Genomic DNA, 14583 nt, shown 5'->3' on the forward strand with positions numbered 1-14583 from the left:
AATTAGCTATATAATTTTGGTAATAATCAGAGGTTGGGACGACCTTGTTAGCTTGGGTAAACTTGCTCCATTGGGAGTATTGACCAAGAAGCCCCCACTTCAACGAAGTAAGTGGAGGGTAGTTCACACTCTATTAATATATTATATACTTGAATTTTTCTATTCACTTAGTGCAATAAATATATTATAATTATCTACTATAAACAATCTGTTATTGGAGGTAACAATGCAAAAATTATTAAGTAAATTAAGAAGATGTATTAATGATTACAAATTAATTGATGAAAACGATAAAATTGCAGTAGGTTTATCTGGTGGAAAGGATAGCCTTACTTTATTGCAGCTTTTAAAAGCTTATCAAAGATTTTCTCCAGAAAAATTTGATATTATTGCTATTACTTTAGATACAGGAAATGGTGCTGATTTCAAACCACTAGTTGATATGTGTAATAATTTAGACATTGAATACCATATTATCAAAACAGATATCAACGAAATTGTTTTTAATATCAGAAAAGAAAAAAATCCCTGCTCATTATGTGCAAAAATGAGAAGAGGTGCATTAAATGATACTGCAAAACAACTTGGATGTACAAAAGTTGCCCTTGGTCATAATAAGAATGATGCTATAGAAACTCTTTTAATGTCTATGTTCTATGAAGGTAGAGTAAGCTGTTTTTTACCTAAAACTTATTTAAGCAGAATTGATATTACTGTTATTAGACCTATGCTTTACATAAATGAAAGAGAAATAAATAGCCTAGCTAGAAAACGTAACTTCCCAATAGTAAAAAATCCTTGTCCTGCAGATGGAAACACCAAAAGACAATTCATGAAAGAACTAACATATAACTTAGAAAAAGATTTCCCTAATTTAGAAGATAGATTGCTCGGTTGCTTAACTAATACAAAACAACTTCAAATTTGGGAGAAACCTTCAAACAATGAGGAAACAGGTGATAGGAATTAGGCACTAGGACTTAAAGCAAGTTTGCTAGGCTGCTAGAGGGCTAGTGGGCTAGTGCAAATTTGTAACTTGAAAACTAGCATCTATTTAAGAACAAAGTTCTAGGTATTAGTTTTCATCAAAGTCACAATCTGCTCTGGCGACTGGTTACTGGTGATTGGCAACTATTTATTAGTCTCCAATCTCTAGTCCCCAGTCTCCAGTACAGATTTGCCATCTGTATACCAGTATCTGTTTTAGGTACTAAGAGCTAAAATAAGTTTGCTAGGCTGCTAGAGGGCTAGTGGGCTAGTGCAAATTTGCAACTTGAAAACTATTATCTACTTAAAAACAAAGTTTAAATATTAATATCCATCAAAGTAACAATCTGCTTTGGTGATTGGCGATTAGTGACTTTGTCTTAATCTCCAGTCTCCAGTGCAAATTTGTAACTTGATTACTATACACTTATAGCTAGCCACTAGCCAACTTGTAACTGGCAATCTTCTTTTTGAAGAAATTGCGTAGCAATTTCAACCTTTACTATTCACTATTCACTACTCTCTAATTTAAGTTCCCTATTCACTATTTTAGGGTTTTTTATTTTTTTGCTCAACCGCATCCATATCAATAAATCTATCTGCAATATCTCTTATCTTTTGGTAATCTTTATCTGATAATCTTATTTTCAACAGATGTAATGCATCTATTATACCTTGTTTTTGGTTTTGTGATTTTAATAGTTTTTCTATTCTAATATAATCCTGAACATTAAGTTTCTGTGCAATTTCAAATAATCGCATTTTATCCTTCATTGTTAAATTACCTATTATTTGTGAAGTCTGAACTTTAAAAACCGGTTTTTCTTCAGCATATTCATTTTTTATATTTTTAGCTGAAATATCATAATCATCTATTTTTTTCATTTTAGAATTTGTCTTATATTTTCTATATACATTACTTTTAGTGTTATCATAACCAGTATTTATCCCTATATGTGCTAATTTATTATGTGCTTTACAACCAAAATACTTTAATTCTTTATCTGAAATTATTAATTTAACATTCATTGAATCATAACTAATATATTTTACATTGTTTTGTGTATCTTTTGCATATTCACATTGATTTATACTATGCTTATCTACTTTATCTGACATTTTTAGCTGTTTATTATCCTCAAAAACCTTTGAATCTTTGCTCTTGTTCAATTTCCTCTCACTAAATTGTGAATCCGATCGATTAACTGAAAAATAATTAGCATCATTTTCTACTAAACAAGTTATACCTACTGTTATAGCAAACAGTAAAATTCCAACAAAAATATATTTTCTCATAACTACACCCCGTTTAAATTCTTATATAATTAATTATTCCATTTTTTATATTTTTTATACTTTTTTCATAATATAGTATTAATTATTTTCATATAGATTATAGAGGGAGGTGTAGTTCATTGAATAAAATCAAATGTCATTATAGTGATCCTTTATCATATTATAAAATAGCATATTTCTTAAAAGATTATATTGACAACAATACTTTAATTATGTGTATTGGTACAGATAGATGTATTGGAGATTGTCTAGGACCATTAGTAGGAACTTTTCTCAAAGAAAACTCTTTTCCTTTACCTGTTTTTGGTACCGTAAATAATCCAATACATGCTCTTAATATAAGTGAAAATGTAAAAAAAATAAGAACAAAATATACAGATTATAAAATAATAGGCATAGATGCTTGTTTAGGAGATGCTGATTCAATAGGGGAAATACAAGTTAGAGATTTTCCTATTCATCCTGGAAAAGGTGTTGGAAAGTCACTCCCTCATATAGGTGAAGTTTCTATAATAGGAATAATAGATTCTAGCGAAAATAATGAATTATTTTCGAACAGAAATATTCGTTTAAATCTTGTCATGAATATATCAAAAGTAATTACTCATGCTATAATACACTCATATTATTTATACTCTCTAAATAAAGAAACAAGCTAAAAGCAAATTATATAGCTTGATAGCTTGTTTATATTGATAACACACCATATTTAACTAATTAATAATTATTTTCTAAAGCCTTACCTGTTCCAAGTGCAACACATGAAATAGAATCTTCTGCAACATATACTGGAACTTTAGTATACTCTTGAATAAGTTTATCTAAACCATTGAGCAATGCACCACCACCAGTCATAACAATACCTTTATCTGATATATCAGCAGCTAATTCAGGTGGTGTCTTTTCTAATACCGAATGAGTACATTCAGCAATAGCATTAACTGCCTCACTTAAAGCTTCTCTCATTTCTTCAGAAGTAACTTCGATATTTTTAGGTAGACCAGTTATTAAATCTCTACCTCTTATCTCTTTTGTTTTAATTTCATCAGTTTTATAGGCGCTACCAATATTAATCTTTAAGTCTTCTGCCGTTCTTTCCCCTATCATTAATTTGTGTTTTTTTCTTATGTATTTAATGATAGCCTCGTCAAATTCATCTCCTGCCACCTTTATAGATTGTCTAACAACCATACCACCTAAAGAAATAACAGCTATATCAGTAGTTCCACCGCCTATGTCTATAACCATATTACCACTTGCTTTTGTAATATCCAAACCTGCTCCTATAGCAGCTGCGACTGGTTCTTCAATCAAATCTACTTTTTTAGCACCAGCATTTCTAGCAGCGTCTTCAACTGCTCTTCTTTCTACCTCAGTAGCCTCGCAAGGAACACAAATCACCACTCTAGGAGCAGATAATCTTCGTCCACACGCTTTTTGGATAAAATGCTTTAACATTTTTTCAGTAATATCATAATCAGATATCACCCCATCTCTTAATGGTCTTATAGCAATAATATTTCCTGGTGTTCTACCAATCATTTGCCTTGCTTCTTCCCCAACAGCTAATACCTTATTATTTTCTGCCTTGTTAATAGCTACAACCGAAGGTTCCTTAAGTATAATACCCTTACCCTTAATATATACTAAAACTGTAGCCGTTCCTAAATCAATTCCAACGTCAGTACCCATACCAAAAAAAAACATAGCTTTTCACTCCTGCTCTAATATATTATAATAATATACTCTCTTAGAACTATAAATTGTTCCTCTGTCTAATATTATATACGTTTTTTAGACTATAATAAACATATTTTATAAATTTTTTTAGAGCGATTTATATTTTAACTTTGTAGCTCTTCCACCTCTTATATGTCTTTCAGCTTTGTTTAATTCTAGTACGGATTTTGCTTCATGAGCAATCTGAGGATTTAATTTAGGAAGTCTTTCAGTCATATCTTTATGAATGGTACTCTTGCTTACTCCGAACACTTTAGCTGTTTTTCTAATTGTGGACTTTGATTCTATTATATATTTAGCTACTTCTAATACTCTTTTTTCAATATAGTCTTTCAAAGTACTTCCTCCTTATATATTCTACTACAATAATATGCAACAAGATAATTGAAAATACATTTCAAAATAGTCACTCTCCATAAAGTTACGGAAAGTGACTAAAAACTGAATATTATTTTCCCTTTTCTTCTTTTTCATAAGTTACATATTTAGCTGGATCAATAAATCTGTTTGCATTGCTCAGTTCTTCATAACTTCCCTTGCCTTGAAGTATGGAAAAATGAAGATGTGCACCATATTTTTCATATGCAGATCGCAAAGTTGTATTTCCAACTTTTCCTATTTCCTGACCTTTTTTTACTTTCTGTTTTTCCTTTACTTCTACATTTTTATCTAAATTAGAATAAACAGTTTTTAATCCATTTCCATGATCAATAACAACCATTGTTCCATAACTCTTTAGATTTTCACCAACCTCTTCAACAATTCCATCGGCAGCAGCAAATACTGGAGTTCCAACATCTGCTTTAATGTCTATTCCAAGATTCTCTCTATAAATAATGTTTCTTTCACTACTTCCAGTAGCATAGTATTCTGGAATCTCAGAATATGCTCTCGCCAATGTGCCTTTAACAGGATTGATAAATTCAAGCCTCAAAGGTTTTGAAACCGATGTTGTCTTTGGAAGAACCTTCCCGCTATTGTGAATTTCAATCTTAACATTAGCTTTTGTTTCATTATTTGCAACAGTTTTATCATTTTTATCAGTATTTTCTACAAGTAAAGCATTATCTGGTCTATTATTTATATCCTTTGTATTATTCTCAGATAATTGTTTATTTGTAGATGATGGATTAACTGCTACCTTTTTATTACCTATAGTTATTGCGGCTATCACAGCAACTACACATAAGCAAACAAATAAAATTACATAGAATCCTTCTTTCTTGAAAAATTTTTTACCTTGATTATTATTATTTGGTTTATTTTCCATTACAAACACCTCCTGTTTGTAATTTTGGCCATTTGTAAGCAAATAATACATGTATTATGAAATTTTTTTCTTTTTTTGCTTGTACATTTTTTTGTAAAAAAATAACCCGCACTTTAATAAGTGCTAGGACTTAAAGCAAGTTTGCCAGGCTGCTAGAGGACTAGAGGGCTAGTACAGATTCGTAACTTGATTACTATATACTTATAATCACCAAATGTTTTTATATACATTTAGGAAATCGTGTAACGATTTCAACATTAACTGGTAACTAGCCACCTGGAAAACTAGCACTCTTATATTAATTTTCATCAAAGTCACAATCTGCTTTGGTGATTGGCGATTTGCGATTAGTGACTTTCTTTTAGTCTCCAGTCTCCAGTACAAATTTGTAACTTGAGAACCAGTATCTGTTTAGATTCTAGGTGCTAGGAGGAAGAACAAAGTACTGGTATTTATTCTCCGACTAAATCACAATCTGCTTTGGTGATTGGTGATTGGCGATTAGTGACTTTGTATTAGTCCCCAGTCTCCAACCTCCATAGTACAGATTTGCAATCTGCATACCAGTATCTGCATTTAGGTACTAGGTACCAGGAGGTTAAAGAAGGTACTAGGTGCTAGGACTTAAAGCAAGTTTGCTAGGGTACTAGAGGGCTAGAGGGCTAGTACAGATTCGTAACTTGATTACTATATACTTATAATCACCAAATGTTTTTATATACATTTAGGAAATCGTGTAACGATTTCAACATTAACTGGTAACTAGCCACCTGGAAAACTAGCACTCTTATATTAGTTTTCATCAAAGTCACAATTTGCTTTGGCGACTGGTTACTGGAGATTGGCGATTTTGTTTTAATCTCCAGTAACCAATACAGATTTGTAACTTGACAACTAGCGTACCAGGAATTAGGTACTAAGTACTAGGTTAAATCCAGTTTGCTAGACAACTGGTCTGCTAGTGTAGATTTATAACTTGATTACTATATAATTATAATCAACATATGTTTTTTGTATTGTATTTAAGAAATCGTGTAACGATTTCAGCATTAACTGATAACTAGCCACTAGCCCACTGGTAACTAGCAATCTTTATTGAAGAAATTGCGTAGCAATTTCAACCTTTACTATTCTTTATTCTCTATTCACTATTATCTATTCAAGGTTTTTCCTATTCTGTTAAGTATTTAATATGCGTTATATCAACGCCTTTATAATAATGTTTTAATATTTCAATATAGTTCTTTCCACTCTTAGCCATAGCATTTGCACCCCATTGGCTCATGCCAACACCGTGGCCATATCCCTTGCATGTTATAGTCATATAATTAGAACTAAAATTTATATTAAAATTAGCAGAAGTAAGTCCAAACATATTCCGGAATTTAAAACCTGTTACTATGATATTACCTATTCTTATTTTCTTAACACTTCCGCCTTCTGATCTTTCTAATATTTTTACATTTTGAGGTAAATTGTATTTATAAATATTAGAATTAGAATAATATTTATTAATAGTTTTAACCACACTATTATAGCTAAATTTAAATATGGTATGATATTTAGGAGCATTTTCTTCACCAGGACTAGATACACTCCTTAAGTACGGTACATTAACCGAAAAAACTTCACTTGCATCTTCAGTTCTGCCACTACTTGTAGAAAAATAGAATGGCTGTCTCACAATTTTGTCATTGTAAGTTAAAATCATGCCCTTTGTTGAATCTACAGCTTTGCATATCTTATTCCAATATTCTTCTCGTTTATTCTTTGACCATGCTTTCATTATACTTGCTTTACTTATATAGGCTTGACAATTTACAGTATCATCTATATCTGCTCCTTTGGCTCTAGGATATTTTTTGCCTCCAGCACTTTCCATGTGGTCTAAAGCATAAGTTCTTGCCGCAATAGCTTGTGCTTTTAGTGCTTCTATTTCAAAGCCCGCAGGCATTTCTGCAGCAACAACTCCCTTAATGTATTCCTCTAAATTCATTTTTTCTATTCTTTTCTCTTTTGTTAAATATACTTCTATGACTGGATTTATAGTTAAATCACCAATACCATTATCTCTATATTTAACTGTGCTTTCCTTTATTTCAAAATTATTTTGGTTATATGAAATCGTTTTTTTTGTTCTGTATATTTTACTAAGTATTGATACCGATAAAAGGAATATCAGTATAACTATTAAACTTACTAACAAAGTATTTCTTATTCTGATATAATCATAATTATTTTTCATGTATTTCTCCTTTTAATGTTTTTAAAAAGATTTACTATATATAAATAATTATTTTTATATCGTATAAAATATTACAATTTCACTCCATTAAAATATTACAATTTCACTCCATTAAAATATTACAATTTCACTCCATTAAAATATTGCAATTTCATTCCATTAAAATATTGCAATTTCATTCCATTAAAATATTGCAATTTCATTCCATTAAAATATTACAATTTCATTCCATTATTCTTTCTATGTTTGCTCCTAAGCCTTTCAGTTTCTTTTCAATTTCAACATACCCTCTATCAATATGGTATATATCGTTTATTATTGTATTTCCTTCTGCAACTAATCCTGCCAATATCATTGCTGCACCTGCTCTTAAGTCAGTGGCTTTAACCTCAGTTCCCGTTAATTTATTTACTCCTCTGATTATTGCACTTCTTCCATCTATTTTTATGTCTGCACCCATTCTTTTCAGTTCTGGTGCATGCATGAATCTATTCTCAAAAATAGTTTCTGTAACAACACTTGTTCCTGGTAATACACTTAGCAAACTCATAATTTGTGCCTGCATATCTGTTGGAAAACCCGGATAAGGCATTGTTTTTATATCTACAGGCTTCAATTTTCTTGTTGCATCCACAATAACACTGTTACCATAAATGTTAAGTATTACCCCCATTTCGCTGAGTTTTGCAATTATAGGTCTCATATGCTCCTGATTTATTCCATTTATCTTTATAGCACTATTAGTTATAGCTGCTGCAACCATAAAAGTTCCTGCTTCAATTCTGTCAAATATAGGTCTATACACCACACCTTTTAATTCTTTTACACCAAAAATTTTAATAGTATCTGTTCCCGCCCCTATTATTTTTGCTCCCATAGCATTTAAAAAATTTGCCAAATCCTCTATCTCTGGCTCTGCAGCACAATTTCCTATAATAGTTTCTCCATCAGCAAGTACAGATGCCATAATTATATTTTCTGTTGCTCCAACTGATGGGAAATCAAGATAAATTGTGTTACCTATTATCTTGTTAGCCGAAGCATCCACAAATCCATGACCTAAATCAATCTTAACTCCTAAAAATGTAAAACCTTTCAAATGCAAATCTATAGGTCTTGTCCCAATATTACAACCTCCCGGCAAAGTTATCCTAAATTTTCCAAAACGAGATAGCATTGGTCCCATTATAAGAAATGAAGCTCTCATTTTTTTAACTAATTCACTAGGCGGTTCAATATTTTTAACATTTTCAGTATTAATTATTAATCTTTCATTTAAAATATCTATATTTACATCTGCATTTAATGTCCTTAAAACTTCACATAAAACAAATACATCTTCAAGCATAGGTACATTTTCAATAATATTAGTGCCTTTACACAATAAACATGCTGCTATTATTGGGAGTACTGAATTTTTTGCAGTACTTATTTTAACTTCTCCATTTAGCTTTTTACCACCCTTGACTAATATCTTTTCCACTATATTCATCCTTTCATAAATACTCAGCTTTAATAAGAAACAAAAATCTCTGGAACTCCAATTATCAAATAAATACCTGAATTATAATTACATACCGCAAGATTAATATCAATACAATGATTATCTATCTTTTCTCTTCTAAACATTTTTGTATACGCTGTTGTTGAATATCCATTATATAATTTCAAGCTTTTAATATTTAAAGCACCTACTTGCCTAAGTATTCTACAAATATTATTGTTAATACATTCAACATCACAATCTCTATTAATTTGCTTTGCTCGTATGTACCAATTAAAATCTAAATAATATTTTTCATTAACATTCAAAGTGCTTATTACATTATTTTTTAATGTTATCAAATCCTCTCCTGATATATGTTTAACAGTATTTGCGGAAACTGATTGAATATGTGTATTGCTCATTGGCACATGTTTTATAATTTCTATGGAAGTCTTATACATATTATTTTGTTTTATACATTCAATACACCCTTGTATGTTTTTGTTCTTAAATTGCAAACAATCACATATATTATTATTAATAATACTAGTAATATCACTCTTCCCTATATTTAAAACATTTTTCAATGCATCATATATAATTTTGGAATTATCACATGTTAAAAATTTAATTTTAATTCCATAATCAACAATATTACAATTGGACTCCCTAATAACGCTGTCTATAAAATTTACACTTTGTTGAATATTGCTTGAATTATTTCTTAAAGTGTTTTCTGATGCATTTGGCGAAGAATAATTTACAAAAATAATCATTATAACAAATAACAATAAAAAATATCTTGTTTTTTTCATTAATACCACCTGCCCTCTTTTAATTATTGTCATATTCAGCCAATTTATTCACTATTATCGATTTAGGCAATAACTATAAATGTGCAAATTTCAATCCATTAAATGTAAAATAACATTTTAGTGCGATTTTCAAGCATCATCTAGTACAGAAATTAAGTATTACAAATTGAGTTATAAAGTCATTTGTAACTTGTTGTAATGATTTTTGCTCATTTAAAGGCAGTAAAAATGATTATCCAAAATATTTTTATATTACCAATATATATATAGATGCTATAAAACGTGAAAAGTAAAACCGTAAAGAAACAATTTTCTTTACGGTTCAGACTTCCACTTACATTCATCACACAATATAACTATTTTATTATTAATAACTTTCAATATACCCTGTGATATTGAAAATTCTTTTTCTCCTCCATCTGAAGATACAAAACGCACTGTTGATGGAATCAATACTGTTATTAATGGAGAATGGTTTGGTAGTATACCTAAACTACCATTTATATCTGTTACAAAAAGTTTTGATATTTCTCCACTGTAAAAAGTACTCTGAGGTGTTAATACACTTATATCCATTTTTCCCAAAAGAACCACCTATTTCATTAATCTTTTTTTACTTCATTAATCTTTTTTACTTCTTTGACTTTGCTTTTTCAACTACATCATCTATGCTTCCTGCAAACAAAAAAGCACTTTCTGGTAAATCATCATATTTCCCCTCTAATATTTCCTTGAATCCTCTTACTGTTTCATTTATCTTTACATACTTACCTTTCATTCCAGTAAATTGTTCTGCAACAGTAAATGGTTGCGATAAAAATCTCTGTATTCTCCTTGCTCTGTTAACTACTTTTTTATCCTTCTCTGAAAGTTCATCTATACCTAAAATAGTAATTATATCTTGTAATTCTCTGTATCTTTCAAGAATATGTTTTACTCTTACAGCAGTTTCATAGTGTTCTTTGCCTACTATTCTTGAATCCAATATTTTTGATGTCGATTCAAGTGGATCAACAGCAGGATATATGCCTAGCTCAACTATACTTCTTGAAAGAACAGTTGTAGCATCTAAATGAGTAAATGTAGTAGCTGGAGCTGGATCTGTAATATCATCTGCTGGAACATAAACTGCTTGAACAGATGTAATAGACCCTTTTGATGTTGAAGTAATTCTTTCCTGGAGAGCTCCCATTTCCGTTGCTAGGGTAGGTTGATAACCAACAGCACTTGGAATTCTCCCTAACAGTGCTGATACTTCCGATCCCGCTTGAGTAAATCTAAATATATTATCTATAAAAAGAAGAACATCTTGACCCTGCTCTCTAAAGTATTCCGCCATAGTAACTCCAGTAAGAGCTACCCTCATTCTTGCACCTGGTGGTTCATTCATTTGTCCAAATACTAAAGCTGTTTTCTCAATTACACCTGAGGAAATCATTTCATTGTATAGGTCATTACCTTCTCTTGTCCTTTCACCAACACCTGTAAATACGGATAATCCTCCATATTCCTTTGCAATGTTATTTATAAGTTCTTGTATTAAAACTGTCTTACCTACACCAGCTCCTCCAAATAAACCTATTTTACCCCCTTTGGGATACGGAGCTAGTAAATCTATAACCTTTATACCTGTCTCAAATATTTCAGGCTTAACTGCTTGTTCTTCGAAAGATGGTGGTTTTCTATGTATAGAATAATACTCTTCTGTCTTAATATCTTCTTTGCCGTCTATTGTCTTGCCAAGTACATTAAATAATCTTCCTAAAACTTCTTTCCCTACTGGAACCATGATAGGTTTACCAGTGTCACAGGCTTTTACTCCTCTTTTTAAACCTTCTGTGCTTTCTAGTGCTATTGTTCTGACGATATCATCACCTATATGCTGTTCAACTTCAGTAATTATTTTTCTATTTCCTAAATCTATCTCAATAGCATTATATATATTGGGAAGTCCTTCTGATTCAAATTTTATGTCAATTACAGGTCCAACAATTTGTACTACATTACCTACCTGTTCATGCATAACCTCATCACTCCATCATATATCAATTTTAACTATATACTAGCTTTGAACCTCTGCTCCACCTATTATCTCCTCTATTTCTTGGGTTATTGTGTTTTGCCTTATTCTGTTATACCTCTTTTTAAGTTCATAAAGCAAATCGTTTGCATTTTTAGTACCTGACTCCATAGCCTCCATTCTAGAACTTTGTTCACTTGCTTTAGCATTAATCATAAAATTTAATAATTTCTGTTCTAAATAAGCATTTATTATATAATCTCCTGCTTTGTCATCTAAATCATTGTCATAAATAATCCGTATAGAATCGTTTTTCCCTTTTTCTTCCTCTTTATTATACTTGTTATCTTTGTCATGTCTGTTATTTTTGTTACCTTCATTATCTTCACTATCTTTATTATTTTTATTATTTTTAATATCTTTAATATCTTCAATATCTTTAATATCTTTGTAGTCATCATTATTAATAGGTAATATCTTTTTTAAAACAACTTCTCTTTTAATAACAGATAAGTATTTAGAGTAAATAACATATATCTCTCCAATTTTTCCTTCATCAAATAATTTTTTACACATTTCCGATATGGTTTTTGCTTCCTCTATGGTTGGAATATCTGGCACATCAACATACTCAGCAACAGTAGTATATCTAAATCTATTAAAAAATATCTTTCCTTTTTCACCTAACGTAATTATACTTGGAGCTTCTTTCAATTCTTTTAACTTGTAAATAGTAAAATTTAAAATACTCGAATTATAACTACCACACAACCCCATATCAGATGTAATAATTATGTATAACTTATTTCTTACACCATTGCCAAATACATAACGTTTTATTCCTTCATAATATCCTTGATTTGAAATTTCCATCATATCTTTCATTATTTCTTCCATATATTCGTTGAATTTATTATTGCTTTCAATATACTTCTCAATTTTTTTGACTTTTGATGAAGCAACCATTCCCATAGCATTTGTTATCTTTTTTATATTTTTAATGGATTTAATTCTCTTTTTTATTAAGTTTAGTTCTGAACCTGACATACATAATCATCTCATTTTTCTATGGTTTTTAAGTATTATTTTTTAATATCATTTTTTAATATTATTTTTTAACAACATCTTTATATATGTTACTTTTCCCATATTTTTTACATTACTTTTTTTCTATATTGCTTTTTTCTGTACTATTTTTTTCTATATCATTTCTTCGTAAAAATTCTTCCTTAAACTCTTTAATAATATCATTTATTTTATTTTTCATATCATCACTCAATTTCTTTTCTTTAATCAATGTTTCTTCAACATCTCTATAATGATCATCTACATAAACAAATAATTCATTTTTAAACTCTCTTATTTTTTTTACAGGTATATCCATTAAATAATCATGAATTGAAGCATATAATATAATAATCTGCTTATCAATCGACATGGGATTACCTTGCTCCTGCTTCAATATCTCCATCAATCTTTTGCCTTTTTCTAGCTTTTTTTTCGATTCATCATCTAAATCTGTTCCAAATTGAGCAAAAGTTGCTAGTTCTCTGTAGTGAGCTAGTTCTAATCTCAATGTACTTGATAGTTCTTTTATTGCTTTTATCTGGGCATTTCCGCCAACCCTCGATACAGAAATACCAGCATTAATAGCAGGTTTTTGACCAGAATAAAACAATTCAGATTCGAGAAAAATCTGACCGTCTGTTATAGAAATTACATTGGTTGGTATATATGCTGTTACATTTCCTTCAAGAGTTTCAACTATAGGAAGTGCTGTTATTGAACCCCCTCCTAATTCATCTGAAAGCCTTGCCGCCCTTTCTAATAATCTTGAATGAAGATAAAACACATCTCCAGGATATGCTTCCCTGCCTGGTGGTCTCCTTAATAGCAATGCCATAGTTCTATATGCTACAGCATGTTTCGATAAATCATCATAAACAATTAAAACATCCTTTCCATTGTACATAAAATACTCACCCATACTACATGCTGCATATGGAGTTATAAACTGAAGGGGAGCACTGTCAGCAGCAGTCGAAGAAACTACTATACTGTAATCCATTGCTCCATTTTTGTTAAGAGTGTCTACTATTTGAGCAACTGTCGATTGTTTCTGGCCAATTGAAACATATATACATACTACATCATGTCCCTTTTGATTCAATATAGCATCAACCGCAATTGCCGTTTTTCCAAGCTGCCTGTCTCCAATTATGAGTTCTCTCTGCCCTCTTCCTATTGGTACCATAGCATCTATGGCTAAAATACCTGTTTGAAGTGGCTCAGTAACGGACTTCCTTTGTATTACACCAGGTGCTTCCCTTTCAATAGGATATTTTTGAGAAGATTTTATATCTCCTTTTCCATCTAAAGGCTCACCTAAAGGATTAACCACTCTACCTATAAGAGATTCTCCTACTGGTACTTCAACAAGTCTGCCACATCTTTTTACTATATCACCTTCTTTTATTCCCTCTTCAGAACCAAGCAAAACACAGCCAACATTGTCTTGCTCTAGATTTAATGCCATACCATAAACACCAGTATTGAATTCTAATAATTCTCCTTCCATACAATCTTTTAATCCATATACCCTTGCAATTCCATCTCCAATTTGTATAATAGTACCTGAATCAACAATCTCAATTCCTACTTCATAATCTTCAATCTCTTTTTTTATAATTGACGTAATCTCCTCAGGTTTAATATGCATTCCAT

At 30.6% G+C, this 14583-nt stretch carries 13 protein-coding genes; 2 read left to right on the plus strand and 11 right to left on the minus strand.

The genetic code is table 11. The features are described 5' to 3' along the window. The first annotated feature begins 226 nt into the window (after positions 1-226). On the plus strand, positions 227-970 hold the full coding sequence (locus tag CLTEP_RS05195) for a tRNA 2-thiocytidine biosynthesis TtcA family protein (protein ID WP_066823649.1): 744 nt from the start codon (positions 227-229) through the stop codon (positions 968-970). A gap of 566 nt (positions 971-1536) precedes the next feature. Here the strand turns inward: CLTEP_RS05195 and CLTEP_RS05200 are convergent. Next, on the minus strand, positions 1537-2283 hold the full coding sequence (locus tag CLTEP_RS05200) for a hypothetical protein (RefSeq protein ID WP_066823652.1): 747 nt from the start codon (positions 2281-2283) through the stop codon (positions 1537-1539). 119 nt (positions 2284-2402) lie between these two features. Here CLTEP_RS05200 and yyaC point away from each other — a divergent pair, with 119 nt between their 5' ends. Continuing rightward, positions 2403-2942: a spore protease YyaC gene (gene yyaC, locus CLTEP_RS05205; RefSeq protein WP_066823656.1), complete on the plus strand. Its 540-nt coding sequence runs from the start codon at positions 2403-2405 to the stop codon at positions 2940-2942. A 58-nt stretch (positions 2943-3000) separates the two neighbouring features. Here yyaC and mreB read toward each other — a convergent pair whose 3' ends face one another. From mreB to atpA, 10 genes are all read right to left on the minus strand, one after another. Further along, positions 3001-3990, minus strand: a complete 990-nt coding sequence (gene mreB, locus CLTEP_RS05210; RefSeq protein ID WP_066823658.1) for a rod shape-determining protein — start codon at positions 3988-3990, stop codon at positions 3001-3003. A gap of 120 nt (positions 3991-4110) precedes the next feature. After that, positions 4111-4359 carry a sporulation transcriptional regulator SpoIIID gene (gene spoIIID / locus CLTEP_RS05215; RefSeq protein ID WP_066823659.1) on the minus strand — a complete coding sequence of 83 codons (249 nt, stop codon included), beginning with the start codon at positions 4357-4359 and terminating at the stop codon, positions 4111-4113. Between the two features lie 112 nt (positions 4360-4471). Then, the gene (locus CLTEP_RS05220) at positions 4472-5293 is read right to left on the minus strand and encodes a M23 family metallopeptidase (RefSeq protein WP_066823661.1); all 822 of its coding nucleotides are present in this window, start codon (positions 5291-5293) and stop codon (positions 4472-4474) included. Positions 5294-6464: 1171 nt separating this feature from the next. Then, positions 6465-7538, minus strand: coding sequence for a stage II sporulation protein D (spoIID, locus tag CLTEP_RS05225; protein WP_066823663.1), 1074 nt, complete (start codon positions 7536-7538; stop codon positions 6465-6467). Between the two features lie 223 nt (positions 7539-7761). Beyond that, positions 7762-9021, minus strand: a complete 1260-nt coding sequence (gene murA / locus CLTEP_RS05230) for a UDP-N-acetylglucosamine 1-carboxyvinyltransferase (protein ID WP_066823665.1) — start codon at positions 9019-9021, stop codon at positions 7762-7764. 29 nt (positions 9022-9050) lie between these two features. Continuing rightward, positions 9051-9839, minus strand: coding sequence for a hypothetical protein (locus tag CLTEP_RS05235; protein WP_066823667.1), 789 nt, complete (start codon positions 9837-9839; stop codon positions 9051-9053). A 315-nt stretch (positions 9840-10154) separates the two neighbouring features. Beyond that, positions 10155-10415 carry an ATP synthase F1 subunit epsilon gene (atpC, locus tag CLTEP_RS05240; RefSeq protein ID WP_242863875.1) on the minus strand — a complete coding sequence of 87 codons (261 nt, stop codon included), beginning with the start codon at positions 10413-10415 and terminating at the stop codon, positions 10155-10157. Between the two features lie 55 nt (positions 10416-10470). Continuing rightward, positions 10471-11862 carry a F0F1 ATP synthase subunit beta gene (gene atpD, locus CLTEP_RS05245; RefSeq protein ID WP_066823671.1) on the minus strand — a complete coding sequence of 464 codons (1392 nt, stop codon included), beginning with the start codon at positions 11860-11862 and terminating at the stop codon, positions 10471-10473. Positions 11863-11901: 39 nt separating this feature from the next. Then, entirely contained in the window at positions 11902-12906 is a 1005-nt protein-coding gene (gene atpG / locus CLTEP_RS05250; RefSeq protein WP_066823673.1) for an ATP synthase F1 subunit gamma, read from the minus strand. Between the two features lie 112 nt (positions 12907-13018). Further along, positions 13019-14578: a F0F1 ATP synthase subunit alpha gene (gene atpA / locus CLTEP_RS05255; RefSeq protein ID WP_066823676.1), complete on the minus strand. Its 1560-nt coding sequence runs from the start codon at positions 14576-14578 to the stop codon at positions 13019-13021. Between the last annotated feature and the right edge of the window lie 5 nt (positions 14579-14583).

Origin of the sequence: Clostridium tepidiprofundi DSM 19306 (genome assembly GCF_001594005.1) — a bacterium.
GTDB lineage: Bacteria > Bacillota > Clostridia > Clostridiales > Clostridiaceae > Clostridium_AC > Clostridium_AC tepidiprofundi.

Coding starts and splice junctions, on each gene's coding strand:
- CLTEP_RS05195 (WP_066823649.1), top strand. CDS start 227: ATGCAAAAATTATTAAGTAAATTAAGAAGATGTATTAATGATTACAAA.
- CLTEP_RS05200 (WP_066823652.1), bottom strand. CDS start 2,283: ATGAGAAAATATATTTTTGTTGGAATTTTACTGTTTGCTATAACAGTA.
- mreB (WP_066823658.1), bottom strand. CDS start 3,990: ATGTTTTTTTTTGGTATGGGTACTGACGTTGGAATTGATTTAGGAACG.
- CLTEP_RS05220 (WP_066823661.1), bottom strand. CDS start 5,293: ATGGAAAATAAACCAAATAATAATAATCAAGGTAAAAAATTTTTCAAG.
- spoIID (WP_066823663.1), bottom strand. CDS start 7,538: ATGAAAAATAATTATGATTATATCAGAATAAGAAATACTTTGTTAGTA.
- CLTEP_RS05235 (WP_066823667.1), bottom strand. CDS start 9,839: ATGAAAAAAACAAGATATTTTTTATTGTTATTTGTTATAATGATTATT.
- atpC (WP_242863875.1), bottom strand. CDS start 10,415: ATGGATATAAGTGTATTAACACCTCAGAGTACTTTTTACAGTGGAGAA.
- atpD (WP_066823671.1), bottom strand. CDS start 11,862: ATGCATGAACAGGTAGGTAATGTAGTACAAATTGTTGGACCTGTAATT.
- atpG (WP_066823673.1), bottom strand. CDS start 12,906: ATGTCAGGTTCAGAACTAAACTTAATAAAAAAGAGAATTAAATCCATT.
- atpA (WP_066823676.1), bottom strand. CDS start 14,578: ATGCATATTAAACCTGAGGAGATTACGTCAATTATAAAAAAAGAGATT.